General features: G+C 58.9%; 27 protein-coding genes and 1 tRNA gene. 21 read left to right on the top strand and 7 right to left on the bottom strand.

What is annotated here, in order from left to right; all coding sequences use genetic code 11:
* The first annotated feature begins 61 nt into the window (after positions 1-61).
* Positions 62-553 (top strand): hypothetical protein, encoded by a 492-nt coding sequence (locus Q0864_RS08330; RefSeq protein ID WP_298567895.1) that lies wholly within the window; start codon positions 62-64, stop codon positions 551-553.
* A gap of 92 nt (positions 554-645) precedes the next feature.
* On the opposite strand, the gene Q0864_RS08325 is transcribed toward Q0864_RS08330, so the two are convergent.
* Entirely contained in the window at positions 646-2,190 is a 1,545-nt protein-coding gene (locus tag Q0864_RS08325) for an alanine/glycine:cation symporter family protein (protein WP_298567893.1), read from the bottom strand.
* Between the two features lie 21 nt (positions 2,191-2,211).
* Positions 2,212-2,646: a universal stress protein gene (locus tag Q0864_RS08320; protein ID WP_298567890.1), complete on the bottom strand. Its 435-nt coding sequence runs from the start codon at positions 2,644-2,646 to the stop codon at positions 2,212-2,214.
* A gap of 146 nt (positions 2,647-2,792) precedes the next feature.
* Between Q0864_RS08320 and Q0864_RS08315 the strand changes: the two genes are divergently transcribed.
* Positions 2,793-3,251 carry an Lrp/AsnC family transcriptional regulator gene (locus tag Q0864_RS08315; protein WP_298567887.1) on the top strand — a complete coding sequence of 153 codons (459 nt, stop codon included), beginning with the start codon at positions 2,793-2,795 and terminating at the stop codon, positions 3,249-3,251.
* A 16-nt stretch (positions 3,252-3,267) separates the two neighbouring features.
* Here the strand turns inward: Q0864_RS08315 and Q0864_RS08310 are convergent, their stop codons facing one another.
* Together Q0864_RS08310 and Q0864_RS08305 are read right to left on the bottom strand one after the other, a co-directional pair.
* Entirely contained in the window at positions 3,268-3,918 is a 651-nt protein-coding gene (locus Q0864_RS08310; RefSeq protein WP_298567885.1) for a GntR family transcriptional regulator, read from the bottom strand.
* Between the two features lie 48 nt (positions 3,919-3,966).
* Positions 3,967-4,698: a SprT family zinc-dependent metalloprotease gene (locus Q0864_RS08305; RefSeq protein ID WP_298567883.1), complete on the bottom strand. Its 732-nt coding sequence runs from the start codon at positions 4,696-4,698 to the stop codon at positions 3,967-3,969.
* 128 nt (positions 4,699-4,826) lie between these two features.
* Between Q0864_RS08305 and Q0864_RS08300 the strand changes: the two genes are divergently transcribed.
* The 8 genes from Q0864_RS08300 to Q0864_RS08265 all read left to right on the top strand — a co-directional run bounded on the left by Q0864_RS08300 (position 4,827) and on the right by Q0864_RS08265 (position 10,498).
* Positions 4,827-5,150 (top strand): TIGR02300 family protein, encoded by a 324-nt coding sequence (locus Q0864_RS08300; RefSeq protein ID WP_298567880.1) that lies wholly within the window; start codon positions 4,827-4,829, stop codon positions 5,148-5,150.
* Between the two features lie 86 nt (positions 5,151-5,236).
* Positions 5,237-5,312, top strand: a tRNA-Ala gene (locus Q0864_RS08295).
* A gap of 99 nt (positions 5,313-5,411) precedes the next feature.
* Positions 5,412-6,068, top strand: coding sequence for a phosphoglycolate phosphatase (gene gph / locus Q0864_RS08290; protein WP_298567877.1), 657 nt, complete (start codon positions 5,412-5,414; stop codon positions 6,066-6,068).
* Between the two features lie 71 nt (positions 6,069-6,139).
* Positions 6,140-7,114 carry a phosphate/phosphite/phosphonate ABC transporter substrate-binding protein gene (gene phnD / locus Q0864_RS08285; RefSeq protein WP_298567873.1) on the top strand — a complete coding sequence of 325 codons (975 nt, stop codon included), beginning with the start codon at positions 6,140-6,142 and terminating at the stop codon, positions 7,112-7,114.
* A gap of 66 nt (positions 7,115-7,180) precedes the next feature.
* The gene (phnC, locus tag Q0864_RS08280; RefSeq protein WP_298567871.1) at positions 7,181-7,984 is read left to right on the top strand and encodes a phosphonate ABC transporter ATP-binding protein; all 804 of its coding nucleotides are present in this window, start codon (positions 7,181-7,183) and stop codon (positions 7,982-7,984) included.
* The gene (phnE, locus tag Q0864_RS08275) at positions 7,981-8,793 is read left to right on the top strand and encodes a phosphonate ABC transporter, permease protein PhnE (RefSeq protein WP_298567869.1); all 813 of its coding nucleotides are present in this window, start codon (positions 7,981-7,983) and stop codon (positions 8,791-8,793) included. The genes phnC and phnE (Q0864_RS08275) overlap by 4 nt, the downstream gene beginning before the upstream one ends.
* Positions 8,793-9,608 (top strand): phosphonate ABC transporter, permease protein PhnE, encoded by an 816-nt coding sequence (phnE, locus tag Q0864_RS08270; protein WP_298567867.1) that lies wholly within the window; start codon positions 8,793-8,795, stop codon positions 9,606-9,608. The genes phnE (Q0864_RS08275) and phnE (Q0864_RS08270) overlap by 1 nt, the downstream gene beginning before the upstream one ends.
* Positions 9,609-9,610: 2 nt before the next feature.
* Positions 9,611-10,498 (top strand): HAD hydrolase-like protein, encoded by an 888-nt coding sequence (locus Q0864_RS08265; RefSeq protein ID WP_298567865.1) that lies wholly within the window; start codon positions 9,611-9,613, stop codon positions 10,496-10,498.
* A 29-nt stretch (positions 10,499-10,527) separates the two neighbouring features.
* On the opposite strand, the gene Q0864_RS08260 is transcribed toward Q0864_RS08265, so the two are convergent.
* Both Q0864_RS08260 and Q0864_RS08255 read right to left on the bottom strand, forming a co-directional pair.
* Entirely contained in the window at positions 10,528-11,292 is a 765-nt protein-coding gene (locus Q0864_RS08260; protein ID WP_298567863.1) for a 3-keto-5-aminohexanoate cleavage protein, read from the bottom strand.
* A complete protein-coding gene (locus Q0864_RS08255) occupies positions 11,289-12,608 on the bottom strand; it encodes an aspartate aminotransferase family protein (RefSeq protein WP_298567861.1) in 1,320 nt (439 codons plus the stop codon). The genes Q0864_RS08260 and Q0864_RS08255 overlap by 4 nt, the downstream gene beginning before the upstream one ends.
* Positions 12,609-12,708: 100 nt before the next feature.
* Here Q0864_RS08255 and Q0864_RS08250 point away from each other — a divergent pair, with 100 nt between their 5' ends.
* The 6 genes from Q0864_RS08250 to Q0864_RS08225 all read left to right on the top strand — a co-directional run bounded on the left by Q0864_RS08250 (position 12,709) and on the right by Q0864_RS08225 (position 20,518).
* Positions 12,709-13,572 carry a MurR/RpiR family transcriptional regulator gene (locus tag Q0864_RS08250; protein ID WP_298567859.1) on the top strand — a complete coding sequence of 288 codons (864 nt, stop codon included), beginning with the start codon at positions 12,709-12,711 and terminating at the stop codon, positions 13,570-13,572.
* Positions 13,573-13,603: 31 nt separating this feature from the next.
* Positions 13,604-14,572: a TAXI family TRAP transporter solute-binding subunit gene (locus Q0864_RS08245; RefSeq protein ID WP_298567857.1), complete on the top strand. Its 969-nt coding sequence runs from the start codon at positions 13,604-13,606 to the stop codon at positions 14,570-14,572.
* Between the two features lie 130 nt (positions 14,573-14,702).
* A complete protein-coding gene (locus tag Q0864_RS08240; protein ID WP_298567855.1) occupies positions 14,703-17,315 on the top strand; it encodes a TRAP transporter permease in 2,613 nt (870 codons plus the stop codon).
* Complete coding sequence (locus Q0864_RS08235) at positions 17,312-17,746, top strand: universal stress protein (RefSeq protein WP_298567853.1); 435 nt, start codon at positions 17,312-17,314, stop codon at positions 17,744-17,746. The genes Q0864_RS08240 and Q0864_RS08235 overlap by 4 nt, the downstream gene beginning before the upstream one ends.
* 454 nt (positions 17,747-18,200) lie before the next feature.
* On the top strand, positions 18,201-19,406 hold the full coding sequence (locus tag Q0864_RS08230) for an AMP-binding protein (protein ID WP_298567851.1): 1,206 nt from the start codon (positions 18,201-18,203) through the stop codon (positions 19,404-19,406).
* Positions 19,403-20,518, top strand: coding sequence for a thiolase family protein (locus tag Q0864_RS08225; RefSeq protein ID WP_298567849.1), 1,116 nt, complete (start codon positions 19,403-19,405; stop codon positions 20,516-20,518). Before Q0864_RS08230 ends, Q0864_RS08225 begins: the two co-directional genes overlap by 4 nt.
* A gap of 8 nt (positions 20,519-20,526) precedes the next feature.
* Here Q0864_RS08225 and Q0864_RS08220 read toward each other — a convergent pair whose 3' ends face one another.
* The gene (locus tag Q0864_RS08220) at positions 20,527-21,204 is read right to left on the bottom strand and encodes a nitroreductase (RefSeq protein ID WP_298567847.1); all 678 of its coding nucleotides are present in this window, start codon (positions 21,202-21,204) and stop codon (positions 20,527-20,529) included.
* Positions 21,205-21,259: 55 nt separating this feature from the next.
* Between Q0864_RS08220 and Q0864_RS08215 the strand changes: the two genes are divergently transcribed.
* The 5 genes from Q0864_RS08215 (at position 21,260) to Q0864_RS08195 (ending at position 26,480) form a co-directional block, all read left to right on the top strand.
* Complete coding sequence (locus tag Q0864_RS08215) at positions 21,260-21,385, top strand: hypothetical protein (protein ID WP_298567846.1); 126 nt, start codon at positions 21,260-21,262, stop codon at positions 21,383-21,385.
* A gap of 316 nt (positions 21,386-21,701) precedes the next feature.
* A complete protein-coding gene (gene acs / locus Q0864_RS08210) occupies positions 21,702-23,672 on the top strand; it encodes an acetate--CoA ligase (protein WP_298567844.1) in 1,971 nt (656 codons plus the stop codon).
* Positions 23,672-24,355, top strand: a complete 684-nt coding sequence (locus Q0864_RS08205) for an adenylate kinase (RefSeq protein WP_298568818.1) — start codon at positions 23,672-23,674, stop codon at positions 24,353-24,355. Before acs ends, Q0864_RS08205 begins: the two co-directional genes overlap by 1 nt.
* Positions 24,356-24,418: 63 nt before the next feature.
* Positions 24,419-24,679 carry a DUF4212 domain-containing protein gene (locus Q0864_RS08200; protein ID WP_298567842.1) on the top strand — a complete coding sequence of 87 codons (261 nt, stop codon included), beginning with the start codon at positions 24,419-24,421 and terminating at the stop codon, positions 24,677-24,679.
* A gap of 13 nt (positions 24,680-24,692) precedes the next feature.
* Positions 24,693-26,480: a sodium:solute symporter family protein gene (locus Q0864_RS08195; RefSeq protein ID WP_298567840.1), complete on the top strand. Its 1,788-nt coding sequence runs from the start codon at positions 24,693-24,695 to the stop codon at positions 26,478-26,480.
* Positions 26,481-26,576 lie beyond the last annotated feature (96 nt).

Genomic DNA, 26,576 nt, shown 5'->3' with positions numbered 1-26,576 from the left:
CGCTTTCGGGCGTGCCTTTTCATTGGCGTGTTGCACGTGATGAAACCGAAAGGCGACTAGTATGACCATTTCCCTAAGGCCGATCGAACAGGCCCAACGTTCGGCGTTTGAGCGACTGTTCCAGCTTTACCTGCATGATATGTCCCAATTCATGCGCTGGCCGGTGGGTGCGAATGGGTTGTTTGCCTATCCGCAGGATTTGCTGACACCGTATTGGGCGCGAGATGACCACTGGCCCTATTTCATCTATGCCGACGACCAAATTGCGGGGTTTTCGCTGGTGCGGGTGGCAACGGATGACGACGCGATCTTCGATATGGGTCAGTTTTTCACCCTGCGCGCCTTTCGCGGTAAGGCGGTCGGCATCGAGGCGTTTCACCAGACTGTCAGGTGCCATCCAGGACAATGGCAGGTGCGGGTGTTGGTTGAAAACACCCCTGCATTGGGGTTCTGGACCAAGGCGACGGCGGCTGTGGCCCATAGCGGCGTGACAGTCGCTCGCCGGGACTATCAGCAACACCTGATGGACTATTATAGCTTCTCAGCCGGTTGAAGCATGCGAAAGCGCGCGGTCTTCAAAAGAAAGAGCCACCGGCGGGGCCGGAGGCTCTGGTTTTTCTAGCAGATTGAACGATCAGGAGGTGATCATTCGAATTTCCGAATTTCACCCGATTTGAGGCGTGACAGATAGCTGTCGAGTTCGCCTTTCACGATCGGCATCAGGAAATAAAGCGCCACGATGTTTACGACCGCCATGGCAAAGATTGCCGCGTCCGAGAAGTCGATCACCGGGCCAAGATTGGCCGAAGCACCGATCACCACGAAGATGCAGAAAATCACCTTGAACACGATCTCTTTCGTGTGGCCTTCGCCGAACAGAAAGGTCCACGCCTTAAGGCCATAGTAGGACCAGCTGATCATGGTCGAGAATGCGAACAGGATCACCGCGATGGCAAGGACGTATTTGAACCAACCAAAGGATGACGAGAACGCCGCCGAGGTCAGGGCCACACCTTTGTTGCCATCAATGGTCTGGATGGTCGCGCCGCCTTCGTCCAGCAGATACAGGCCCGTTGCAGGGTCGCTGACCAACTGGCCCGTGATGATGATCACAAGCGCGGTCATGGTGCAGATCACGACGGTGTCGATGAACGGCTCAAGCAAGGACACAAAACCCTCGGTGATTGGTTCCTTGGTCCGCACCGCCGAGTGGGCAATCGCAGCCGACCCAACACCCGCCTCGTTCGAAAACGCGGCCCGTTTGAAACCCTGGATCAGAGCGCCAACCATACCGCCAGCAACGCCAAGTCCGGTGAAGGCACCTGCGAAGATCTGACCGAACGCCCAGCCGATCATGTTGGCGTTCATCAAAAGGATGACCAACGCGGTCAACACATAAAGAACACCCATGAAGGGCACGACCTTCTCGGTCACGCTGGCGATGGATTTCAGTCCGCCAATGATGACCGCGAAAACGATCGCGGCAAAGACGATGCCGGTGATCCAGCCTGGGAAGTCTCCGACCACGTTGGTGATCTGCGCATGTGCCTGATTGGCTTGGAACATGTTTCCACCGCCCAGCGCACCAAGAATACAGAAGATCGAGAACAACACCGCCATGAACTTGCCCGCAGGCAGGCCACGTTCGGTGAAACCCTTGGTCATGTAATACATCGGGCCGCCGGACACGGTGCCGTCTTCGTATTCGTTGCGGTATTTCACACCAAGCGTACATTCGGTGAACTTGGAGGCCATGCCCATCAGACCCGCAAGGATCATCCAGAACGTGGCACCTGGCCCGCCGATGCCGACGGCCACGGCGACACCTGCGATGTTGCCCAGCCCGACCGTGCCCGACAAGGCGGTTGCGAGTGCCTGAAAGTGGCTCACCTCGCCTGCGTCATCTGGGTCGGAGTAGTCGCCCTTGACCAGCGAGATTGAATGCGGAAACGCACGGAACTGGATAAATCCGAAGTAAAGCGTAAAGATGGTGGCTGCGATCACCAGCCAAGCGACGATCCACGGGAAGGATGTTCCGGGAAACGGGCTGAAGATCAGGTTCACAAACCATCCGGTCGAGTTCGCGAAGATTTCGTTGACCTTTTGGTCGATGGATTGGGCCAGTGCAGGCGCTGTCGCTGCCAGAACGGCCGGTGCGGCGATCGCCGCTGCCTTTAGTGTTCTATTCATAACTATCCCTGTTCGCTTTTTTTATGGAACAATTGTCACTGGCACAGGCGAGATCTGAGCCAAACTGCCCGCAACCGACCCGAAGATTCGAGACGACAAGCCAGAGTTGCCCGTCCGTCCGACGACCACTTGCGAAGCGCCTTCTGCCTTGACGATGTCACACAAGGTGTCGGCAATGCCGCCGTAGCGCAGCGCTTTGGTCACCGGGACGCCGCTGTTTTCCAGCTTTTTCATGACCGGTCCCAAAATGGCTTTTTCAGCGCGATCAAGCTCTTCACCACGTCTTTTGTGGCGTTCTTCCAGCTCGTTTGGTGTCAGGAATGAATAGGGCGACCATTCCAGCACATGGGCGACAACGATACTGGCACCTTGTGCTTTTGCCAGTCCGACCGCGAAATCTAGCGTCGCATGCGCGCTTTCGCTGCCATCGTACCCGACGACGATTTTGTTGGACATTTTCTTCCTCCCTTGGGTGAATTTGTCACGTGTTAAGTAACTTTAGCGTATCAGCACGGGACTTGAAAAGGTTCCCTTATTTCTTGCGGATTGGGATAAATTGCGCAAAAACTACGATCAGGCCAAAAAAATTAGGAAAAATTACGATGGATAAGCTGGACACACGTATTCTTTCCGTCTTGCAGAAAGACGGGGCGATTTCGATGGCCAAACTGTCTGATCAGGTCGGATTGTCCATTTCAGCCTGTCACCGAAGGGTCAAATTGCTGGAAGCGGACGGGATGATCACTAACTATGCAGCGCGCCTGAATCGCAAAGCCATCGGGTTGGAAATACAGGTGTTTATCGAAGCCAAACTGGTCAGTCAGCGGCGCGAGGACATTCAGGCGTTTGAGGCCGCGATCAAGGAGATGCCAGAGGTGCTGGAATGCCATTTGATCTCGGGAGAGTTCGACTATCTGCTCAGGGTCGCGGCCAAAAACACTGAAGATTACGAAAAGCTCTACCGTGAACGTTTGTCCTCGATCCCGTCATTCGCGCAGATGAAAACGCTGCTCAGCCTGTCAACCGTGAAGGAATTTCGGGGTTTCCATCTGGACGTTTAGTCAGCGACGACCTGCGCTAGCTGACCAGCATTTTCAACCCTTGGGTCACGTCCGTTCGGACCGCCAAACGCAAAGCTGGTTCATCCCCGGCGGCCAATGCGGCCAGGATCATTCTGTGGTGCGTCTGCAAATCTGTGCGTTGCCGGGTGGCATAAAGCACCCGCATTGTCGGCCCCAACTGCAGCCAAACCGTTTCGGCCATGGCCAGAATCGCGGGCGCCTGCGCCCTCAGATACAGCGTGCGGTGAAATTCCAGATTGGTGCGCAGATAGCCAACCGAATCCTGTTTGGCGACGCTTTCCGACACCCGCGCATTGATCGCGCGCAGCCGGTCGATAAGTGCCATGTGGGCGCGAGGCAGGGCGCGCGAGGCCAACTCGGGTTCCAGCAAGGCGCGCAGGGCCGCAAGTTCCTCGATCCGCTCAGAGGTCAGATCAGGCGCCGACACCCGACCTGAGCTGGACAGCGTCAACGCGCCTTCAGCGGCCAGCCGGCGCACCGCTTCGCGGGCCGGTGTCATCGAGACATCATAGGCCTTGCCGATGCCCCGAATGGTCAGGCTTTGACCCGGATCCAGCTCGCCGTGCATGATGCGTGATCGCAGGCTGCGATACACCCGTTCATGGGCGCTGGTGGTATCCGACTGTTGCCGAGGGTGTGCCTGCATGGCGCGATTGTGATCACAAATCCATTCAAGGTCAATATGTGTCGAAGTTCAGCTTCGAAACCGATAGCGGTGCAACTCTGTGCCGTTGGCCCGCAGCCACGCGCGCGGCGCCCGGTAGTCCGGGCAGATCGCTTCAACCTGTGCCCAGAACCGGGGTGAATGGTCCATGTGCACCAGATGCGCCACTTCGTGCGCGGCCACATAGTCCAGCACCGAGGCGGGCGCCATCACCAGCCGCCATGAATACATCAGATTGCCCTGAGAGCTGCATGACCCCCAGCGCGAGCGTGTGTCGCGCAACGATATCCGCCCGAAGCTGCGCCCGACGCGCTCGGCGTAGTGATCACTGGCTGCGGCCAGCCTGTCGCGGGCCTCTCGCTTCAGCAAGGCCTCAAGCCGCACGCCGATCTGGTTTGGGTCGCCATGGGGCAACAGAATGCGCCCGTCCACGATGCGCGCCGCCCGTCGGTCATCGCCCACTAAAGGATGAAGCTTGCCTTGAAACGGAATGCTATCGCCGAGGGTCGGGCGCAGTTCGGGCAAGGTGTTCAGCAAGTGTTCGCGGATCCATGCGGCACGGTCGCGCGCAAAGGTCTCCGCCTCGCGCCGGGATGCCCCATGCGGCACCGTCAAGGTTACCCGCCCGTCCAGTTTCGAGACACGCAAAGACAAACGGCGCGCACGCGAAGACGGCCGCAACAACACGCAGACCGATGGCTGCCCCTCCAGGGTCAGGTGTTCGCTTTGGACAAGCTTATCTGTCTTTTTCGACCAGAACATGCTGCTCCTTTTCCGTTACAGGTGCGGCCCGAACATCCCATGAATGGAAAAGCCTTTGACACCCTTGCGCACATGTGGCAGTTGGCGGCAAATCTCTCATGACTCAGACTGAACGGAAAGGGTTTAACATGCCCAAGGAAGAATGGGGCGTCAAACGCGTCTGCCCGACGACCGGTAAGCGGTTCTACGACCTGAACGCCGATCCGGTGGTCAGCCCGTATACGGGCGAGGTTGTGAACCTTGAAACCGGAAAGGTGTCGCGCACGATGGTTGCCGACAAGGAAGACAAAGCCACGATGAAGGACGATCTGGTCGAAGACGCAGATGCCGTTCTGGAAACAGATGACGAAGAGGCCGATGTCGATCTGGGCGATGATGTTCTGGACGATGACGACGACGACGAAGTGTCGTTGGATGACATCGCGGATGTCGCAGCCGACGACGAAGACTAAAAACAGCGAAGGCGCGTTTTTTGGGTTGAACCCATACGCGCCTTTGCATAAATACCGCGCATCGACGGCGGCAACGCCAGCGTGATGGGGCCTTAGCTCAGTTGGTAGAGCGCTTGCATGGCATGCAAGAGGTCAGCGGTTCGACCCCGCTAGGCTCCACCAATTCTTCCTTTCTCGAACTTTGTCCGGTGTGCTCTGAGGTCAGATCTTTGATCGCCCGCAACAGTGGTGTCCGTCCTCAAAACTGGCTAGAAAGCCATCATGACCCTACCTGATGCAATCATCTTTGATCTTGATGGCACGCTTGTAAATTCGGCCCCGGATTTGCAGGCCGCAGCCAATGTGATGCTGAACGACTTGGGGCGCGCGCCGCTTGATCTGGACACCATCATCACGTTTATCGGCAATGGGGTCGAAAAGCTGATTGAGCGAAGCCTTGAGGCGACCGGCGGGTATGATGATGATCTACGCCGTCACGCGCTGGCTGTTTTTCTGGACACCTACGAGACGAATATGACGACCTTGACCAAGCCCTATCCGGGCGTCGTCAATTGCCTGGAGCAACTTTGTGCCGCAGGGGTGCCGCTGGGCATCTGCACCAACAAGCCAGATGGTCCGGCCAAGGCCATATGCGCAGCGCTTGGCCTGTCGCAGTTTTTTACCGCGATCGACGGCGCCCGGCCTGACCAGCCGCGAAAGCCTGACCCAGCGCCGCTTTTGGCCTGTATCGCCAAGCTGAATACGGCGCCGCAGAACGCGCTTTATGTTGGCGACAGTGGTGTGGATTTCCTTACGGCGCACAACGCACGTGTCCCATTTCGCCTGTTCTCGCAAGGCTACCTGCACGCTCCGATCCCAGAGCTTCACGCGCGCGACCAATTCAGTGACTGGACGCTATCCAACCTGCTTGGCAGGTAAGGCGGCGCATATTATTCTCTTGATTGCACGTATCTTTCCGCTCTAGCCTCGTCGCTTAGGGAGGATATTTCATGAAAGTTATGACGACACTTTTGTCCGGGGCGGCGCTGGTCTTCAGCCTGTCGCTTGCCGGGCCTGCTGCTGCTCAGGATTGCCCACGCGGCGATCTGGACGACCGCTTTTGCGATGTCGATGGAGATCTGATCGCCGACACGCCCACCGATCCGGCCCAGTTGCTGGACCCCGACACGTTGATTTTTGCCTACACGCCTGTTGAGGATCCGGCCGTCTACAAGGAAGCCTGGTCCGATTTCCTGACCCATCTGGAGGCCGAGACAGGTAAACCTGTCGTCTTCTTCCCGGTGCAAAGCAACGCCGCCCAGATCGAGGCGATGCGGTCTGGCCGCCTGCACATTGCAGGCTTCAACACCGGGTCTAATCCGCTGGCGGTGAACTGTGCGGGCTTCAGTCCGTTCACGATCATGGCCTCGAAAGACGGCAATTTCGGGTATGAGATGGAGATCATCACCTATCCCGGCTCTGGCGTCGAAAAGGTCGAGGACATCAAAGGCAAGCAACTCGCCTTCACCTCGCCCACGTCGAATTCAGGCTTCAAAGCGCCCTCGGCTATCCTGAAAAGCGATTTCGACCTGCTGCCCGAACGCGATTTCGAACCTGTTTACTCGGGCAAGCATGACAACTCGATTCTGGGGGTCGCCAACAAAGACTATGTTGCGGCATCCATCGCCAATTCGGTCAAGTCGCGCATGATACAGCGCGATGTGATCAAGGAAGACGATGTGAAGGTGATCTATAAGTCGCAAACCTTCCCGACCACGGGCTTCGGCACGGTTTATAACCTGACGCCCGAGTTGAAGGAAAAGATCCGAAACGCCTTCTTCAGTTTCGAATGGGAAGGCACGTCGTTGCAGGCCGAGTTTGAAAAATCGAACGAAGGCCAGTTCCTTGAAATGACTTATAAGGAATTTTGGGACGTGATCCGCAAGATCGACGCCGCCAATGGTGTCAGCTACGCTTGCGAATAAACGCTGTCGGGGCGGGCTTTCGGGTCCGCCCCTTCCAATTAGAACATCTGGGGCAGGGAGGCTTTCATGCTGCGGCTTGAGAAGCTCGTAAAGACATACAAGACCGGGGATCAGGCGCTAAAAGCCGTTGATCTTGAGATCCCCGAGGGCCAGGTGCTGGCCCTGATTGGCCCGTCGGGTGCCGGGAAATCCACACTGATCAGATGTATCAACAGGCTGGTCGAGCCGACCTCGGGCAAGGTGTATCTTGCCGGGACCGAACTGACTGGTCTGTCTGCCGGTGCGCTGCGCAAAGAACGCCGCCGCATGGGCATGATCTTTCAGGAATACGCACTTGTTGAACGCCTGACGGTGATGGAAAACGTGCTGTCGGGCCGCTTGGGCTATGTCGGGTTTTGGCGCAGCTTCCTGCGCAAATTCCCACAATCGGATGTGGACGAGGCCTTTCGCCTGCTGGACCGTGTGGGTCTGGCCCATATGGCGGATAAGCGCGCCGACGAGTTGTCGGGTGGTCAGCGTCAGCGGGTTGGTATCTGCCGCGCCTTGATCCAGAACCCGGCCCTTTTGCTGGTGGATGAACCCACTGCATCGCTTGATCCTAAGACATCCCGCCAAATCATGCGTCTGATCTGTGAGCTCTGCAAAGAGCGCGGATTGGCGGCCATTATCAACATCCACGACGTGGCATTGGCGCAGATGTTCGTGCAGCGTGTTATTGGGTTGCGGTTCGGTGCGGTCGAATTTGACGGCCCCCCCGATGGGTTGACCCCGGACGTTTTGACGACGATCTACGGCGAAGAGGATTGGGAGGCGACCATCGAGAAAGTCGATGACGAAGAGATCGACGACACCATCGAGGCTGCACAATGAGCACGGAACTCGAAGCGATTCTGGGCAAGCCCTGGAAGAAACAACCGTTCATCCAGCGCCGTTGGCTGCGCTGGGTGTTGGTCGCGGGTTTCGTCGCCTATCTGATCGCAGCCTTCATGACCATCGAGATCAACTGGTCACGCGTCTACGAGGGGCTTGAGCGCGGAAAGCAGTTCGTGCTGGCGTTCACCAGCCCGGATTTCTCATCGCGATCGGGCGATATCTGGGACGGTATGATAGAGAGCATCATCATGACCGTCGCGTCTTCGGTGGTCGGGATCGCGATTTCCATACCCATCGCTTTGGGGGCGGCGCGAAATGTTGCGCCCTTGCCGATCTATATGATCTGCCGCGGGATCATCGCGGTGTCGCGCGCGCTTCAGGAAATCATCGTGGCAATCTTGCTGGTGGCGATCTTCGGCTTCGGGCCGCTCGCAGGCTTTCTGACGCTTAGCTTCGCCACCATTGGCTTTCTGTCCAAACTGCTGGCCGAAGATATCGAAAGCATGGACCGTGTGCAGGCTGAGGCGATCAAGGCTTCGGGCGCGAAATGGATGCAGTGGATCAACTATGGCGTCCAGCCGCAGGTCATGCCGCGCCTGATCGGGCTGTCGATGTATCGTCTGGATATCAATTTCCGCGAAAGCGCCATTCTTGGGCTTGTCGGGGCCGGTGGCATCGGGGCGACGCTGAACACTGCCTTTGATCGCTACGAATATGATACCGCCGCCGCGATCCTACTGATCATCATTATCATTGTCATGGCGCTTGAATACTTATCGGGCCTCATCCGGGCGAGGGTGCAGTAATGCCTGTGCAGGACTACAACGACCAGAAACTCTGGCAACGTCGCACCGGGCGCGAAAGCTTGTTTCACTGGGTTCTTTGGCTGACCGGCGTGGCGATCTTCGCCTATTGCTGGCAACAGATCTCGGACGCGACCACGTGGTTTTTCGTTTGGGACGCACCACGCATTGCAAACGACATCTGGACGCGCGCCACGCCGCCGAAATGGGAATATTTCACGCAGCTGGGCAAACCGATCTGGGATACGTTGAACATTGCCACGCTGGGCACCATCATTGCGCTGGTGTTGGCGGTTCCCGTGGCTTTCGCGGCCGCACGAAACACCACGCCGTCCAGATTTCTGGTGCGCCCGATCGCGTTGTTGATCATCGTGGCCACCCGCTCGATCAACTCGCTGATCTGGGCGCTATTGCTGATCGCAATCATTGGGCCGGGGGTCTTTGCAGGCGTGGTTGCCATCGCGATCCGGTCGATCGGGTTTTGCGCCAAGTTGCTCTACGAAGCCATCGAAGAGATTGACGAAACGCAGGTCGAGGCCATCACCGCAACCGGCGCAAGTCGCTGGCAGATCATGGCCTATGGCATCGTGCCGCAAATCCTTCCCGCCTTTGCCGGCATCGCCGTCTTCCGGTGGGACATCAACATCCGCGAAAGCACGGTTCTGGGGCTTGTTGGTGCCGGGGGCATCGGGCTGCAATTGTCGTCGTCGCTGAACGTGTTGGCGTGGCCGCAAGTGTCGCTGATCCTGCTTGTGATCTTGCTGGCGGTTGTCATTTCGGAATGGGTGTCGGCGAAAGTTCGGGGCGCCATCATTTGAGGATGCCCGAAGCCTTCGCCGCTTACGAGGCGGTGCGGCACAGGTTGCCCGCTCCCAACCGGGCAGCGCCTTGCCGCGCGCTGCCAAACCTTGAGGCGTTGGCCCAAGATTTTGACACGTTCCTTCTGGATGCCTTTGGGGTTCTGAACATCGGCGAAACCGCAATCGACGGCGTGCCGGGGCGCGTGGCCGATCTGCAGCGGGCTGGTAAGCGGGTGATGGTGGTGTCAAACGCAGCGGGCTATCCGCATTCCACCTTGATGGCGAAATACAAACGCCTTGGTTATGACTTTGCGCCCGAGGATGTGATCACCAGCCGCAAGGCCGTGCTGCATGCCATTGGCGCGATGCCAGACCGGCATTGGGGGTTGGTCGCGCAGGAAAGTTTCGGCCGCGAAGGAACCGATCATCTGACCTTGACCTATCTTGGGGCAGGGCCGTCAGCCTATAACGCGGTTGACGGGTTCTTGATGCTTGGCAGTTCCAACTGGACGGACGACGCGCAACACCTGCTCGAGGCCGCGTTGACCCGCCGCCCGCGCCCTGTGTTGGTGGGCAATCCCGATATCGTCGCCCCGCGCGAGCACGGGTTTTCGATTGAGCCGGGGCATTATGCACATCGGCTTGCAGACCGAACCGGTGTCACGCCGCAGTTTTTCGGCAAGCCGTTCCAGAACATCTATGATCTCGCGTTTGCCCAATTGGGCGATGTTGATCGCAGCCGCACAGTAATGGTGGGTGACAGCTTGCACACCGACATTCTGGGCGCGCAGGTTGCTGGCGTCGCCTCGGCGTTGATTGCCGGGTATGGGTTTTTCAGTGGGCACGAGGTGCAGGGGCCGATCGCAGCATCGGGCATTCAGCCGGACTATATTCTGGACCGCCCGTGACCAATTGGACCTATCAAACGGGTCCTGATCTAGCGTTTGATCCGTTCCGCGACACATGCGACCCGTTCGGCATTATCACGTGCGATGCGGCCATCGGGGTGGGTGCGTGCGTTTTCGAACCCGACACGGCATTTGCCGCCGAGCTTTGCGGCCCGCACAAGGGCTGCGGTTTCGTTCTGCCCAAAGGCACAGACCGCCCAGTCAGGCGTCAATGCCGCCTCGGTCATCCAGTTCAGAAAGGGATCCAGATCGCCCGGGTCCGAGTTCTGGTCGGCCGCGTATCGGCCCAGCACGAACAGCAATTGCAAATCGGGCGCGGCCAGCAGATCAGCCGGCAAGACGCGTGCCAGAAGGGCTGCATCGTCGGTGTCATAAAGGATGTGCTGGATCGCGATCCCCTGCGCGGCGCAATCTTCATAAAAGGCGCGCGTGACATCCAGTGGATCACGGCACAATTCGCGCACAGAGGCTGAGACCAGCGTCGCACCAGAGGTCAGCGCGATCTTTCGCTGGTGCGGTGGGTCATAGATCCCAACCGCCTCGGTGGTGATCTGCACGGCCATATCGGGCACGCGGGCGGACAGCGCGGCCACGGCGTCGCGATAGGCGCTTGCGTCCAGCAGGTGCCCACCGCCTGCATCGCGCAAGTGCAGGTGAAGCCCATCCGCACCCGCCGCCTGACAGGCCGCAGCGCAGTCCACGATCTCGGTCAGGGTCATGGGCAGGGCCGGGTGGTCGGCCTTGGTCAATCTGGCCCCGTTCGGGGCGACCATGAGCGACGGAAGCGGGGTCATAGCACCTCGGCGAAGGATTTGGACAGTTTGTCGACCAGTTCTCCGATCTGGTCCTCGGTGATGATGAAGGGTGGCGCCAGCAACACGTGGTCGCCGCGCTGTCCGTCAATTGTGCCCGCCATCGGATAGCAGATCAGCCCGTTCGCCATCGCTGCGGCTTTGACCTTGGCGGCAATGCGCTTGTCGGGGTCAAAGGGGGTCTTGGTCTCTCGATCCTGCACGATCTCCAGCCCGCGAAACATGCCGCGCCCACGGATGTCGCCGATATGGGGATGCTGACCAAAGGCGTCGGTCAGGGCGGTCATCAACGCCTCGCCCATCTGGGCGGATCGCACGACCAGACCGCCATCGGTTAGCTTTTTCACCACCGCGTCACCTGCCGCACAGGCAACGGGGTGACCGACATAGGTATGGCCGTGCTGGAAAAAGCCGCTGCCGTGTTCGATCGCCTCATAGATCTGCGCCGAACATAGCATCGCGCCGATGGGTTGATACCCAGCCCCCAACCCCTTCGCGATTGTGATCAGGTCGGGCCTGACGCCGTCCTGTTCGCAGGCAAACAACGTGCCGGTGCGCCCCATGCCGCACATGACCTCGTCCAAAATCAGCAAAATGCCGTATTGGTCACAGATCTCGCGGATGCGTTTGAAATAGCCCGGCACCGCCGGCACCGCGCCCGTCGTCGCGCCCACAACCGGTTCCGCAAGAAAGGCGATGACGGTTTCGGGACCCTGACGCAGCAATTCAGCCTCAAGCTCGTTTGCGGCGCGCAGGCCATAGTCCTCTTGTGTTTCACCGTCCTTGCGCAGGCGGTATTCATAACAGGGCGAGATGTGAGAGGCCGACACCATCACTGGCGAAAACGGTTCGCGCCGCCATTCATTACCGCCCGTGCCAAGCGCGCCCAGCGTGTTGCCGTGATAGCTTTGCTTGCGCGAAATGAACTTGGTGCGCTTGGGCTGGCCTGTTTCGATCATGTATTGCCGGGACAGCTTCAGCGCGCTTTCAACCGCCTCGGATCCGCCCGAAACGAAATAGACCCGGTCGATTCCGTCTGGTGCATGGGCAATCAGGCGATCGGCAAGCCGCTCTGCGGGCGCCGAGGACAGAAATCCCGTATGCGCGAATGCCAGCTTATCGACCTGCGTCTTGACCGCTTGGATCACGTCAGGGTCAGAGTGACCCAGGCACGAAACGGCCGCGCCGCCGGATCCATCAAGGTATTTTTTGCCTTCTGTATCAATAAGGTATATGCCATCCCCATGGTCTGCAATCGGTGGCATGACTTTGCTGTGTCTGGGAAAAACGTGCGACATGGAATCCTCCCGCAATTCAATGCCATTGAAACAAACCAGACAGCAATTGACAATCCATGAAACAAAGAGAACACTGAAATTGTCCAACCAGGGGGACTTCGTGAAGAAGAGCTTCGAAAAGAGGCTGGCGTTGGCCTATGCAGATTTGAGCGGTGCCCTGAAAGGGGCTGCCGATTTTCTGGTTGCCAACCCATTGGATGTCGTCACCCGCCCGCTGCGCACGGTATCACGCAACAGTGGCGTTTCGCCCGCTGCGTTTTCGCGTTTGGCTAAAGCGTTGGGTTATGAAGATTTCGAAGCCTTGCGGGAAGAAATGCGCGACAAGATCGACCGCCGGGTCAACAACTTTGCCACGCGCGCCGAGCAGCTTCAAAAACAGCACGAATACGGCGCGGACCGGTTTGTGGATCTTCACCTGGACGCCTGCCAAAGCAACCTCAGGCAGACTGTTGCCGCCTTGGACCATGCCGAACTTGAGCGGACCGTCGAAGAACTGGCCGGCGCGCGCAAGGTGCTTTTGCTCGGCGCACTTGGATCGACCGGGGTGATCGAATATCTGTCTTATATGGCGAACTTTTGTGCTGACAATTGGGTGCTTGCCAACCGGATGGGGGCGTCTTTGGGGGGCGCGTTGACCGGGCTGGACCAGCGTGACGTGCTTTTGATCGTAACCAAACCGCCCTTCGCATCGAATGTAATCAAGGCCGCCAAGCTGGCACAGCAGCTCGATGTTTTTGTGGTGGTGATCACAGATTCGCACATGTGTCCGGCGCTTGAATTTGCATCGGCGGCGTTTGTCGTGCCGACCGAGAGCCCCCAATTTTTCTCATCCTATGTGGCAACGCTTTTCTTGATCGAAACGATCATTGGAATGGTTGTCGGGCGGTCCGGCGCTTTGGCGCAGGAACGTATCGCAGAAGTCGAGCTGCGCAATCGGCAGATGGCCGAAGTGTGGTCCGAATAGAAAAAGAACATCAACACAAGGGAGTATTATGATGTTGAACAAGTTTAAACTAACCCTAGCAGGGATTGCCGCCACCGCGGTGCTCGCCCCAGCCGCAATGGCCGAGGAGTTCATCACCATCGGCACCGGTGGGGTGACGGGGGTCTATTACCCGACCGGCGGCGCGATTTGCCGTCTGGTAAACAAGGGCCGCAAGGATCACGGTGTGCGCTGCTCGGTCGAGTCGACTGGCGGTTCGGTCTACAACATCAACACCATTCGCGAAGGCGAGCTGGAGTTTGGTGTGGCCCAGTCCGACTGGCAGTATCACGCCTATAACGGCACCTCGAAGTTCGAAGATGCAGGGCCCTTCGAAGGTCTGCGCGCCGTCTTTTCGGTGCACCCTGAGCCGTTCACCGTCGTGGCCCGCGCAGATAGCGGCATCAAGACATTCGAGGACCTGAAGGGCAAGCGCGTCAACATCGGCAACCCCGGATCGGGTCAGCGCGGCACGATGGAAGTGCTGCTGGCCGCCCTTGGCTGGACCTCGGGCGATTTCGCCCTTGCGACCGAGCTGAAAGCGTCCGAACAGTCGGCTGCTTTGTGTGACAACCAGATCGATGCGATGGTTTACACCGTCGGTCACCCCTCGGGGTCGATTCAGGAAGCCACCACCGCGTGCGATTCCGTTCTGGTCGAAGTGTCGGGCGACGTGGTGAACAAGCTGGTCGAAGAAAACTCGTTCTACCGGACTGCCACCATCCCCGGCGGCATGTATCGCGGCAATGACGCGGACACGATGACCTTCGGTGTGGGCGCTACGTTTGTCAGCTCGGACCAAGTGTCGGAAGATGCCGTTTATGCCGTCGTTTCTTCGGTCTTTGAAAACTTCGAGGACTTCAAAGGATTGCACCCTGCGTTCGCCAATCTTGACCCGAAGGAAATGGCCTCGGCTGGTCTGTCCGCTCCGCTGCACCCTGGTGCTGCGAAGTATTACAAAGAAAAAGGCCTGATCGAGTAAGCGCCTTCAGGCACATCTTTGCTCGGGGGCGGTGCGCCGCCCCTGAGTGTTCGACCCGGCGCAAAGACCGGGCGTGTTAACAACCAACGAACCAATGCGGGCTGCCGCTTCACAGCCAAGGGAGAGACAGATGTCAACGACGCAAGAAAGAGCGCTTAGCGAAGCGGAGCTTCAGGAGCTTGTCGCCGCCAGTGATACAGGTGCCCGAAACCCCCATGGTCCCGTTGGGCTGATGATTGCAGCCATCGCGCTGCTTTGGTCGGTTTTTCAGGTGCTTTTGGCCTCTCCGGTTGCGCCCTATGTTCTGCCGGGTGATCTGATCAATAACTCGCGCCAGATCCATCTGGCGTTTGCGATCTTCCTGGCCGCGATGGCCTACCCGTTGTTCAAGTCCAGCCCACGCAATTACATCCCTTGGTATGACTGGATCTTCGGTGTCGGGGGAGCGATCCTCGCCATGTATGGCTATTTCTTTTACGAAAAGATCGTCGCCAATGGCGGTCTTGCGGACGACACCGATGCGATGATCTCGCTGGTCGCGCTGGGCTTTCTGTTCCTTGCCGCTTACCGCACGCTGGGCCCCGTCATGGTTGCCCTTGCCGTGGTCTTTCTTTTCTACGTTTTCTTTGGGTCATCCGAAGTTGTGCCCGACCAGATCCGCTGGGCCGGGGCAAGCTTGCGCAAAGCGATGAGCCATATGTGGATCACCTCTGAAGGTGTCTTTGGCATCGCGCTGGGCGTGTCCACCAAATTCGTCTTCCTGTTCGTGTTGTTTGGCGCGCTGCTCGACCGGGCAGGCGCAGGCAACTATTTCATCAAGATGGCGTTTGGCGCGCTGGGTCACCTGCGTGGTGGTCCCGCGAAAGCCGCCGTTGTCGGTTCGGCCGCCACTGGCCTGATTTCAGGTTCGTCGATTGCCAACGTCGTCACCACCGGCACGTTCACCATTCCGCTGATGAAGCGCGTTGGCTTCTCGGCTGAAAAGGCTGGCGCGGTCGAGGTTGCCTCGTCCGTCAATGGTCAGATCATGCCACCCGTTATGGGGGCCGCGGCCTTCCTGATGGTGGAATATGTGGGCATTTCCTATGTCGAGGTGATCACCCACGCCTTCCTGCCCGCGATCATTTCCTACATCGCGCTGGTCTACATCGTGCACCTCGAGGCGGTGAAAACTCGCATGCCGACCATCGGCAACAAGGTGGTGTCGATGGGCCGGACAATCGGCGGCATGTTCGCCTTCTTCGCAGGCTTCGCCCTTTTGTGCTATGCCACACAATATCCCGTCGGCTGGATCACGTCGCTGTTCCCGTCCGGGTCGGGTTGGGTGCTTTCGCTCCTGCTTTTTGCAATCTATGTCGCCCTGATCTATCTGGCCGCACAAGTGCCCGATCTGGAAGCTGATGACGCCAATGCGGATGTGGTCGAGCTGCCCGACGTGGCCAAGATCTATAAGTCGGGGCTTTACTACATGCTGCCGATTATCGTTTTGGTCTACTTCCTGATGATCGAACGCAAATCACCCGGCCTGTCTGCTTTCTGGGCGACGTTCCTGCTGTTTGGCATCTTGCTGACGCAGAAGTCTCTGAAAGCGGTTTTCCGTGGCGAAACCAACGCGATTGCGAAATTGCGCGAGGGCGTGAAAGACCTGATCGACGGAATGATCGACGGCGCGCGCAACATGATCGGCATTGGTCTGGCGACAGCCACCGCCGGGATCATCGTGGGCACGGTTTCGCTGACCGGGATCGGGCAGGTCATGGCCGATTTCGTCGAGTTTCTGTCGGGCGGCAATTTGATCCTGATGCTGGTCTTCGTGGCGATCCTGTCGCTGATCCTAGGGATGGGCCTGCCAACGACGGCGAACTATATCGTGGTATCCTCGCTGATGGTGTCGGTTGTGGTCGAACTGGGCGCGCAGTCCGGGCTGGTCGTGCCGCTGATCGCGGTGCACCTCTTTGTGTTCTACTTCGGGATCATGGCGGATGTGACGCCCCCTGTGGGGCTGGCCAGTTTCGCGGCTGCCGCTGTGTCGGGTGGTGACGCGATCCGCACCGGGTTCACGGCGTTCTTCTATAGCCTCAGAACCGTGGCGCTGCCGTTTGTGTTCATCTTCAACACCGACCTTTTGCTGATCGACGTGACGGTGACGCAAGGCATTATCGTCTTCATTGTCTCGACCATCGGCATCCTTGTCTTTACGGCTGGCACGATGGGGTGGTTCCTGACCAAATCCCGCATCTGGGAAACGGTTGCACTGTTGGTGATTGCCTTCGCGCTGTTCCGTCCGGGCTTCTTCATGAACCAGATCCAGCCGCCATTTGCGGAAATCCCGCCCGCCCAGTTTGCCACCGCGCTTGAGGAAGCATCACCGGGTGATCAACTTCGCGCCGTCATCCGCGGCCCAGACTTTGATACGCTGGAAAGCAAGGACCTGACGGTTGTGTTCGACGTGCCAGAAGGTGCCGATGTTCAGGCCCGCTTGGACAGCCTTGGCGTCATGCTCGTGCCTGAAGGGGAAACCATCAAACTGGACGAGCCGATGTTCGGCACCTTCCTGTCTGACAAGCTGTCGACCTTTGATTTCTATGGTGACGAACCCGTGCAGATCGCGACGGTGCAGGCCCCGTCCAATCAACTGCCGAAAGAGCTTATCTTTATTCCAGCGCTGTTGCTGCTGGCCTTTGTGGCCTTCTTGCAATCGCGCCGCGCAGAAGATGAAACACCGCAAGGAGAACTGGCATGACAAAGACAATCCTTTGTGCCGTCGACATCAACCGTCCTGACGAAGAAAAACAGGTGCTGACCACTGCGGCCAAACTGGCCAAGGTGGATGACGCCCAGCTTGACGTGATCACTGTCGTGCCGGATTTTGGGATGACCGTCGTGGGGGCCTATTTCCAAGACCACCACGTGGATAGCGCCAAGAACCACGCGGGCGATCTTCTGAAGGAGATGACGAAAAAGACTTTGGGGGCGGAACAGGATGCAAAAGTGCGTCACATCGTGGCGATGGGCAGCGTCTACGAAGAAGTGCTGCGCGCCGCCAAGCTGGGCAAATCTGACCTGATCGTCATCGGCGCGCATCGCCCGGATCTGAAGGACTATCTGCTTGGTCCGAACGCCGCCCGCGTCGTCCGCCATTCGCATTGTTCTGTCTACGTCGTGCGTCCTTAGCGCCATTCGACGCCCGATCCGGTGACGCTGTCGCCTTGCCGGATCGGTGATGCGTTCAAGGGCCAAGACCAATTGCGCTTGATTGGCGTCACCGTGCTGCAATCGGGTTTGGCGCGGGCTTTCAATGCGCGAAACAGTCAAGTCCAACCCGGCGATGGCGAGCAGAAATGGGGCTGGGATGTTGAGATATTGATCTCGCCCAGCAGGGCGAGGGCTCAAACAGAACCTGCTCATTCGCGTCGGCGGCCGTCCTGTGATTGCCTGATGACGCAAGCGGGCGAACGCATCATCGCTGAACACCGCATCTATAATGCCGCGCCTGAAGGCAGCGATGCGATGTTTTTCGTCACCACCAGCGAACAGTGCCTGCGTTGACCTGAAAGGACGCAAAAGCCTGTTGGGCTGGCGCCATCCGTCGTTATAGTGCGAGCTGAACAGACGGTAAGGAACGGTCGTGACCGCAGACCATTTTCGACGCAACAGCGAAAGCAAGGTTACCGTGCCGGGGGCTGACAAGTCTGCGAAAGGCGCAGCGGCGGCGCTGGGCATGGCTGCGCTGCGCAACGCTCTGGCCGACGGGGCTAGCTTGCGGGTCACGCCGTCGGGTGGTTTTGCCACTGCACCTGAACCGTCAACCTGCCAAGGCCAGTGGCTTTTGGTGCAAAGCGCCGGATCGACGGGGGCCGCGAAGACCATTCGCCGCCATCCGGCCTCGTGGATCGCGAGCTTCGATGTGACGATTGATCAGTTCGCGGTCGGTGCCGCGACACCTTATGCGGTGCTGGGCGCCCTGGGGCATTCGTTGACGCTCTATGCAGTGCTCGAAGCGTTGCATCTAGGCGCTGACCTGACGGTGCTCACGGGACTGACGCCGCGCGCGCAAGCCCGTCAAATCGGAGAAAACCGGGTTCAGGTTCTGTATGCCACGCCCACCCAGCTGCGGTTGCTTTGCGATGCTGCAGATCGACCGCTGACGACGTTGCGCTGGCTGTTTTGTGGCGGTGGCAAGCTGGATTCCCCCACTCGCGCGCGCCTCCATGACCTTTTTCCGAATGCTGAGCTGCGAGAGTTCTTTGGCGCCTCTGAAACCAGCTTTATCACCCTCAGTCACCCTGACACGCCGGAAGGGTCAGTCGGTCGCGCCTATCCTGGGGTTACACTGGCAGTGCGTGATGGCAGCGGGCAGGAAACATGCGGGCCCGGCGAAATCTGGGTCAATAGCCCGTATCTGTTTGACAGCTATGCAGAGGGCGGATGCGCCGATACCTTGTGGCAAGACGGCTACTTGTCGATTGGCGAAATGGGGCTGTTGGACGATCGCGGCAATCTGACCGTCTTGGGGCGCAAGAACCGCATGATCACGGTGTCTGACCAAAATGTCTTTCCCGAGGCGGTCGAGGCCTTGATCATGGCGACGGGAGATGTTGGAAAATTCGCAGCAATACCCGTCAAAGACCCCAGACGAGGGCATTCTATTGTCGGAATAGTGGAAGGCCCAACAAACCTGACCCTGGCCCAATCTCTGCTAAAGTCCTGTCGCGATGGCTTGGGGCCACATGCCACGCCGCGCCGCATTGTATTCGTCGATGACATGCCGCTTCTTGCGGCCGGAAAGCCGGACTTGCTGGCACTTCAGCGTATGCTGGAGACCGCGATATGAGCGATGCGCATATCATCGCCGCCCGTCGTTCAGCCGTGATGCCACATGACGGGGCCTTCGCGACGCTCGATATCCATGACCTTGCGGCCCCCGTGATCAGCGCGTTGCTTGAGGATGCAGGCCTTGCACCTGATGAGGTGGGCGAGCTGATCCTATCCAACGCATTGGGCGCCGGGGGGAACCCTGCTCGCATCGCGAGTCTGGCTGCAGGGTTGCCGATGCGTGTCGCCGGGCTGTCGATTGATCGGCAGTGCTGTGGCGGCCTTGATGCGCTGATGCTGGCCCGCGCGATGGTGTCTTCCGGCCTTCATGATGTCGTGGTGGCGGGCGGGGCGGAAAGCTATTCGCGTCGTCCCGTGCGGGCGCACCGCCGCGCAGGCGACACGCCACCCCAACCCTATGAGCAGGCGCGGTTCACACCGTGGCCCGACCGCGACCCGGACATGGCCGAGGCAGCAGACCAACTGGCCCGTGCGCTGGGATATTCCCGCCAGATGCAGGATGACTGGGCGGTGGAAAGCCACGCCAAGGCCCGCGCCGCGCAGCGCTTGGACCTAGGTAAGGAAATCGTCACGATTGCTGGCCATTCACGTGACGGTTTTACACGCCGCCTGACACCTGCGTTATGTGCACGTGCGCCGTCCGTGACCGGCGACATAACGGCGGCAAACATGGCAGTCGCGGCGGATGGGGCTGCGTTCTGTCTGGTGGTGTCTGACAAAGTTGCGCAACGCCATGCTCGATCGGTGGTGCGCATCCTGTCCGGCGCGACATTGGGCGGTGATCCCTGCTTGCCGGGTTTGGCGCCGGTCGCGGCAATCGATGCGGCCTTGGCAAAAGCAGGCCAAAGCCCGTCAACATTGTCGACAGCTGAGATCATGGAAGCCTTCGCCGTTCAGGCCGTGGCGTGCCAACAAGGTGCAGGGATTGCGCGGGGCATTGTGAACCCTGCGGGAGGGGCGTTGGCGCGCGGCCACCCCATTGGCGCTTCGGGTGCCGTTCTTGCAGTGCGCTTGTTTCACGAGTTGCGCGACAAAGGTGGCACCGGCGTCGCGGCGATCGCGGCTGCGGGCGGGCTTGGCACGGCTTTGGTGATGCGCGCGGATGACTGATCGGTCGGTCAGTCGAAGCCGTGAAAGCTGGTAAATGTCTCCAGATCGGCACGCGCGGTTCTGAATTGGTTTTCCGGGGCAGCTTGGTCTGCCACCCCAACTGCGATACCGCAAACGACCATTTCGTCGTCCGGCAGGCCCAGGTGTTGGTGAACCTCTGGGCCGTAATTTGCCAGTGCCCCGATCCCCGTCGCCCCATAGCCTTGGTCCTCGGCGGAGAGCAGGAAAGACATCAGCGACATTCCAAGATCCATAAAGCAGCCCTTGCCCATGTCCCGTTGGATGGTCACGACCACCCCGACGGGCGCGTCGAAAAACGCATAGTTGCGGGCAAACTGGGCGCGCCGCCCAGCCACGTCGCGCCGCCCGATGCCCAATGCCTGATAGAGCGCATAGCCTGCCGCCCGCTGCCGGGCCTTCAACTCCGTCGGCATGGGGGTCGGGAAATAGGAATACTCTGCCCGGTGCGGCGTTCCCTGTTCCTGTGCCTCGTGCAGGGCTGCGACCAAGCTGCCAAGCGCTGGACCCGTCAGGACATGAAACTGCCCCGGTTGCAAATTCGCACCGCTTGGCGCGCGCCGGGCTGCCTGGCACATATGTTCCAATGCCGCGCGCGGCACGGGCGCTGCGGTGAAGGCGCGGGTTGAGCGGCGCGATTGAAGCAGAGTGTCAAATGATCCGGGCATGGTGCACCTGTGGTTTGGCCTTCGGCTTTGGTAGTTGATCCCCGGACGATGGTCCATGACCGCCGCTGAACGCAAGGGAAACGGCAGTGGCAAGACGCTGGTGGGGCGGGTGTGCCGCGCTCTCGCAATGGTGGAATTGACCTTTGGGAAGGTCGTGGCAAATGCAAAGATTCTCTGCTGAGTGCGGGAAACAGCGGTGTGTCATGCTCGTCGCGGGCGGTCGCGAAAGAATGTTAGCGAAAAACCTGTAAAAGCTTTACAAATGATATGCGCGACACTTCACAGGCAAATACAAGCATTTCTATAGAAAAAAGCCCTAAACAGTAAAAAATTTACAAAACCCTGTGCTGCGAGTTAAATAAATTAACAGAAAAACTGTTGTTTCTCGGCTGTTTATCCCACTATTTTCAGCCACGGTGGGGATCGGGTTGTCAAACGTCCTTTCCATCACCTGTCGCGCCATGCGCGATCCGGAGGATTTATTTGGAGGACCTTGCATGTCGTTGGAAAACACGGCCGATAAAACTTACGCCCCATCTGCGGAGTTTGTCGCGAACGCTCATATTGATGCTGCGAAATACAAAGAGATGTATGCCGCTTCGGTGAATGACCCAGAAGCGTTCTGGTCCGATCAGATGACGCGCCTGACGTGGTCAAAGACGCCCACCAAGATCAAGAACACGACGTTCAAACACCCGGACGTGTCGATCAAGTGGTTCGAAGATGGCGAACTGAACGTCTCGGAAAACTGTATCGACCGCCACCTTGAGACTCGTGGCGATCAGGTCGCGATCATCTGGGAATCCGATGATCCCAACCTCGACAAGAAAATCACCTATCGCGAGCTGCACGAAAACGTGTCGAAGCTGGCCAACGTAATGAAGGGCATGGGCGTCAAGAAAGGCGATCGTGTTATTCTTTATCTTCCGATGATCCCAGAGGCCGCGTATTCGATGCTGGCCTGTGCGCGTATCGGCGCGATCCACTCGATCGTCTTTGCCGGTTTCTCGCCCGAAGCATTGGCGGCGCGCGTTGCGGGTTGTGAGGCGTCGCTGGTCATCACCGCCGATGAAGCGCCGCGTGGCGGGCGTAACACGCCCCTGAAAACCAATGTGGATGCGGCGCTGGATCATGGTGATCTTGGCAAGACGCCAGTTCTGGTGGTCGAGCGCACGGGTGGCGATGTGCCCATGGTGGCTGGTCGCGATCACTCCTATACCGCGGCGATGGCAGGTGCGTCTGCTGATTGCCCCGCCGAGCAGATGAATTCGGAAGACCCGCTGTTCATCCTGTATACGTCGGGCTCGACGGGCCAGCCGAAGGGTGTTGAGCACTGTTCAGGCGGCTATCTGCTGTATGCGGCGATGACCCATGAGTATGTGTTCGATTATCACGAAGGCGATGTCTATTGGTGCACGGCCGATGTGGGCTGGGTCACAGGCCACAGCTATATCGTCTATGGCCCCTTGGCCAACGGTGCGACCACGGTAATGTTCGAAGGTGTGCCGACCTACCCGGATGCGGGCCGGTTCTGGGCCGTGTGCGAAAAGCACAAGGTGAACCAGTTCTACACAGCGCCCACCGCGATCCGTGCCCTGATGGCCCGCGGCGAGCAGTTCGTCACCAAGTATGATCTGAGCGACCTGAAAGTGCTGGGCACCGTGGGCGAGCCGATCAACCCGGAAGCGTGGAATTGGTATAACGACGTTGTCGGCAAGGGAAAATGCCCGATCGTCGACACGTGGTGGCAGACGGAAACTGGTGGTCACCTGCTGACCCCGCTGCCCGGCGCGACCGCAACCAAACCCGGTTCGGCCACCACGCCGTTCTTTGGTGTGCAGCCCGTCATTCTTGAACCCACCACGGGCGAAGAAATTCACGAGACCGAAGCCGAAGGCGTTCTGTGCATGAAAGACAGCTGGCCCGGCCAGATGCGCACGATTTTCGGTGATCACGACCGCTTCGTGGCCACTTATTTTTCGGACTACAAAGGCTATTACTTCACCGGTGACGGCTGTCGCCGTGACGCGGATGGCTATTACTGGATCACTGGTCGTGTGGACGACGTGATCAACGTATCGGGTCACCGCATGGGCACTGCCGAGGTTGAAAGCGCACTTGTCGCCCACGCCAAAGTGTCCGAGGCCGCCGTGGTTGGCTTCCCCCATGACATCAAAGGGCAGGGCATCTATTGCTACGTCACTCTGATGGACGGCGAGGAATATACCGACGAGTTGAAGACCGAGCTTCGCAACTGGGTCCGTCAGGAAATTGGCCCGATTGCCAGCCCTGATCACATCCAGTGGGCGCCGGGCTTGCCGAAAACCCGTTCGGGCAAGATCATGCGCCGCATCCTGCGTAAGATCGCCGAAGATGACTTTGGCGCGCTGGGCGATACCTCGACTTTGGCCGACCCGTCAGTGGTGGACGATCTGATCGACAACCGTTTGAAAAAGGGTGACGCATGATGGACGGCGCAACGAAAACCGCCGCGCCCGTCCTGATCCTGCTTGGTCCTCCGGGGGCTGGAAAAGGCACCCAGGCACGGATGCTGGAAGACAAGTTTGGCCTTGTTCAACTGTCCACCGGCGACCTTTTGCGGGCTGCGGTTGCGGCTGGCACCGACGCTGGCAAGGCTGCGAAAGCAGTGATGGAGGCGGGCGGTCTGGTCTCTGACGACATCGTCATCGCGATCCTGCGCGACCGGCTTGCGGACGCTGACTGCGCCAAGGGCGTGATCCTTGACGGGTTCCCGCGCACCACCGGTCAGGCCAAGGCGCTGGATGCGCTGCTGGAAGAAAGCGGACAGCGGATCAACGCCGCGATCAGCCTTGATGTGGATGACGCCGCGATGGTGGCCCGCATTTCGGGCCGCTACACCTGTGGTGGTTGCGGTGAAGGCTATCACGACCAGTTCAAGCAGCCCGCCAAGGATGGCGTCTGCGACAAATGCGGCGGCACGGACATGAAGCGCCGCGCCGACGACAACGCCGAAACCGTGGGCAGCCGGCTAGAGGCTTACCACGCACAAACGGCACCGCTCATTGCCTACTACGAGGGCAAGGGCAACCTGCAAAACGTCGATGCCATGAAAGACATCGGCGCGATTGCAGGTGCACTGGATGCAATTGTTAAAGACGCGATTGCATAAGACACGGAAAGGCAGGGTCGCACGAGCGGCCTTGTTGGAGGAACGTCAGAGGGAGGAGGCTTCATGGCCGACAACTCATCCAAAAGCGCGTATTGGTCAGCCAACGTGCGCATCATTTTGATCAGCCTGGTTATCTGGGCGATCGTTTCATTCGGGTTCGGCATTCTGCTGCGCCCTATGCTGTCGGGCATCGCCGTAGGCGGTTCCGATCTGGGCTTCTGGTTTGCCCAGCAGGGTTCAATCATCGTCTTCCTGGCGCTGATTTTCAACTACGCCTGGCGCATGAACAAGCTCGACCGCGAACACGGCGTCGACGAAGAGTAAGGATTAGGGACAGATGGATCAGTTTACGATCAACCTGCTGTTTGTTGGCGCGAGCTTCGCGCTTTACATCGGCATCGCAATCTGGGCCCGTGCGGGCTCGACTTCGGAATTCTACGCCGCTGGGCGTGGCGTTCACCCCGTCACCAACGGGATGGCAACGGCCGCTGACTGGATGTCGGCAGCCTCGTTCATCTCGATGGCGGGTCTTATCGCCTTTACCGGCTATGACAACAGCACATTCCTGATGGGCTGGACTGGCGGCTATGTGCTGCTGGCCTTGTTGCTCGCGCCCTATCTGCGCAAGTTCGGTAAATACACCGTGTCGGAATTTATCGGTGACCGCTTCTACAGCCCCACGGCACGTATCGTGGCCGTAATCTGCCTGATCGTGGCCTCGACCACATACGTGATTGGTCAGATGACGGGTGTTGGTGTTGCGTTCGGCCGCTTCCTTGAAGTGTCCAACACAACGGGTTTGCTAATCGGCGCCTGTGTGGTGTTCGCCTACGCTGTGTTCGGCGGCATGAAAGGTGTGACCTATACGCAAGTGGCACAATATGTCGTGCTGATCATGGCCTACACCATTCCGGCCATCTTCATCTCGTTGCAGCTGACCGGCAACCCGATCCCGGCCCTTGGCCTGTTCGGTGACCATGCTGCATCCGGCGAGCCGCTTTTGGCGAAACTGGACGCGATTGTCCGTGAACTTGGCTTTGCCGAATATACGGCCCACCATGCGGACACGTTCAACATGGTGCTGTTCACTTTGTCGCTGATGATCGGTACGGCTGGTTTGCCGCACGTGATCATGCGCTTCTTCACCGTGCCTAAGGTGTCGGACGCTCGTTGGTCGGCTGGTTGGGCTCTGGTGTTCATCGCGCTGCTGTATCTGACAGCCCCTGCTGTTGGTGCCATGGCACGTCTGAACATCTCGGAAATGATGTGGCCGAATGGTGGCATCGAAGGTGGCGCTGTGACGGTCGAGCAGATCGAAAACGACGAGCGTTACGACTGGATGGCCACGTGGCAGAAAACCGGCCTTCTGGGCTGGGAAGACAAAAACGGCGACGGTGCGATCCAGTACTATAACGACAAGAACGAAGACCTTCAGGCCATCGCTGCTGAAAAGGGTTGGACCGGAAACGAGCTGACCAACTTCAACCGCGACATCCTGGTTCTTGCCAACCCCGAGATCGCCAACCTTCCCGGTTGGGTGATTGGCCTGGTTGCCGCAGGTGGTCTTGCCGCCGCGCTGTCAACGGCCGCTGGTCTGCTTCTGGCCATCTCGTCCGCTGTGTCGCACGATCTGATCAAAGGTTCGTTTAATCCGGGCATCTCGGAAAAAGGCGAACTTCTGTCAGCGCGTATTGCCATGGCGGTTGCGATTGTTGTTGCAACCTATCTGGGTCTGAACCCTCCGGGCTTCGCAGCGCAAACCGTGGCACTTGCCTTCGGTCTGGCAGCCGCGTCGATCTTCCCGGCGCTGATGATGGGCATCTTCTCGACCAAGATCAACAACACCGGCGCCGTCGCTGGCATGTTGGCAGGTCTGATCGTGACGCTGGTCTACATCTTCCTGCACAAGGGCTGGTTCTTCATCCCTGACACGAACAGCTTCACGGATGCCAACCCGCTTCTGGGAACGGTCAAGTCGACGTCGTTCGGTGCAATCGGTGCCGCGATCAACTTCGCAGTGGCCTATGTTGTGTCGGGCATGACCAAACCGACACCCGAGCACATCCGCGAACTGGTGGAAAGCGTGCGCGTTCCGCGTGGCGCCGGTGCGGCTCAGAACAAGTAAAAGGATTGGGCGGGTGGTCCTTGCGACGCCCCGCCCCCTTTCATTCCTGTCCCGTCCGGTGCAAACCGGGCGGGACTTTTACTTGCATATAAAGGC

This window comes from uncultured Aliiroseovarius sp. (genome assembly GCF_947497285.1).
Lineage (GTDB): Bacteria > Pseudomonadota > Alphaproteobacteria > Rhodobacterales > Rhodobacteraceae > Aliiroseovarius.
The sequence above is the reverse complement of the archived record's forward strand: the minus strand, read 5'-3'. Positions and strand labels throughout refer to the sequence as shown.

What these genes read in the sequence shown, in the direction of transcription:
- Q0864_RS08315 (WP_298567887.1), top strand. Translation starts at nt 2,793, where the DNA reads ATGGATAAGCTGGACACACGTATTCTTTCCGTCTTGCAGAAAGACGGG.
- Q0864_RS08245 (WP_298567857.1), top strand. Translation starts at nt 13,604, where the DNA reads ATGTTGAACAAGTTTAAACTAACCCTAGCAGGGATTGCCGCCACCGCG.
- Q0864_RS08225 (WP_298567849.1), top strand. Translation starts at nt 19,403, where the DNA reads ATGAGCGATGCGCATATCATCGCCGCCCGTCGTTCAGCCGTGATGCCA.
- phnD (WP_298567873.1), top strand. Translation starts at nt 6,140, where the DNA reads ATGAAAGTTATGACGACACTTTTGTCCGGGGCGGCGCTGGTCTTCAGC.
- Q0864_RS08255 (WP_298567861.1), bottom strand. Translation starts at nt 12,608, where the DNA reads ATGTCGCACGTTTTTCCCAGACACAGCAAAGTCATGCCACCGATTGCA.
- Q0864_RS08305 (WP_298567883.1), bottom strand. Translation starts at nt 4,698, where the DNA reads ATGTTCTGGTCGAAAAAGACAGATAAGCTTGTCCAAAGCGAACACCTG.
- phnE (WP_298567867.1), top strand. Translation starts at nt 8,793, where the DNA reads ATGCCTGTGCAGGACTACAACGACCAGAAACTCTGGCAACGTCGCACC.
- gph (WP_298567877.1), top strand. Translation starts at nt 5,412, where the DNA reads ATGACCCTACCTGATGCAATCATCTTTGATCTTGATGGCACGCTTGTA.
- Q0864_RS08300 (WP_298567880.1), top strand. Translation starts at nt 4,827, where the DNA reads ATGCCCAAGGAAGAATGGGGCGTCAAACGCGTCTGCCCGACGACCGGT.
- Q0864_RS08200 (WP_298567842.1), top strand. Translation starts at nt 24,419, where the DNA reads ATGGCCGACAACTCATCCAAAAGCGCGTATTGGTCAGCCAACGTGCGC.
- Q0864_RS08220 (WP_298567847.1), bottom strand. Translation starts at nt 21,204, where the DNA reads ATGCCCGGATCATTTGACACTCTGCTTCAATCGCGCCGCTCAACCCGC.
- Q0864_RS08320 (WP_298567890.1), bottom strand. Translation starts at nt 2,646, where the DNA reads ATGTCCAACAAAATCGTCGTCGGGTACGATGGCAGCGAAAGCGCGCAT.
- Q0864_RS08215 (WP_298567846.1), top strand. Translation starts at nt 21,260, where the DNA reads ATGACCGCCGCTGAACGCAAGGGAAACGGCAGTGGCAAGACGCTGGTG.
- Q0864_RS08325 (WP_298567893.1), bottom strand. Translation starts at nt 2,190, where the DNA reads ATGAATAGAACACTAAAGGCAGCGGCGATCGCCGCACCGGCCGTTCTG.
- Q0864_RS08195 (WP_298567840.1), top strand. Translation starts at nt 24,693, where the DNA reads ATGGATCAGTTTACGATCAACCTGCTGTTTGTTGGCGCGAGCTTCGCG.
- Q0864_RS08205 (WP_298568818.1), top strand. Translation starts at nt 23,672, where the DNA reads ATGGACGGCGCAACGAAAACCGCCGCGCCCGTCCTGATCCTGCTTGGT.
- phnE (WP_298567869.1), top strand. Translation starts at nt 7,981, where the DNA reads ATGAGCACGGAACTCGAAGCGATTCTGGGCAAGCCCTGGAAGAAACAA.
- acs (WP_298567844.1), top strand. Translation starts at nt 21,702, where the DNA reads ATGTCGTTGGAAAACACGGCCGATAAAACTTACGCCCCATCTGCGGAG.
- Q0864_RS08265 (WP_298567865.1), top strand. Translation starts at nt 9,611, where the DNA reads ATGCCCGAAGCCTTCGCCGCTTACGAGGCGGTGCGGCACAGGTTGCCC.
- Q0864_RS08240 (WP_298567855.1), top strand. Translation starts at nt 14,703, where the DNA reads ATGTCAACGACGCAAGAAAGAGCGCTTAGCGAAGCGGAGCTTCAGGAG.
- Q0864_RS08310 (WP_298567885.1), bottom strand. Translation starts at nt 3,918, where the DNA reads ATGCAGGCACACCCTCGGCAACAGTCGGATACCACCAGCGCCCATGAA.
- Q0864_RS08235 (WP_298567853.1), top strand. Translation starts at nt 17,312, where the DNA reads ATGACAAAGACAATCCTTTGTGCCGTCGACATCAACCGTCCTGACGAA.
- phnC (WP_298567871.1), top strand. Translation starts at nt 7,181, where the DNA reads ATGCTGCGGCTTGAGAAGCTCGTAAAGACATACAAGACCGGGGATCAG.
- Q0864_RS08260 (WP_298567863.1), bottom strand. Translation starts at nt 11,292, where the DNA reads ATGACCCCGCTTCCGTCGCTCATGGTCGCCCCGAACGGGGCCAGATTG.
- Q0864_RS08330 (WP_298567895.1), top strand. Translation starts at nt 62, where the DNA reads ATGACCATTTCCCTAAGGCCGATCGAACAGGCCCAACGTTCGGCGTTT.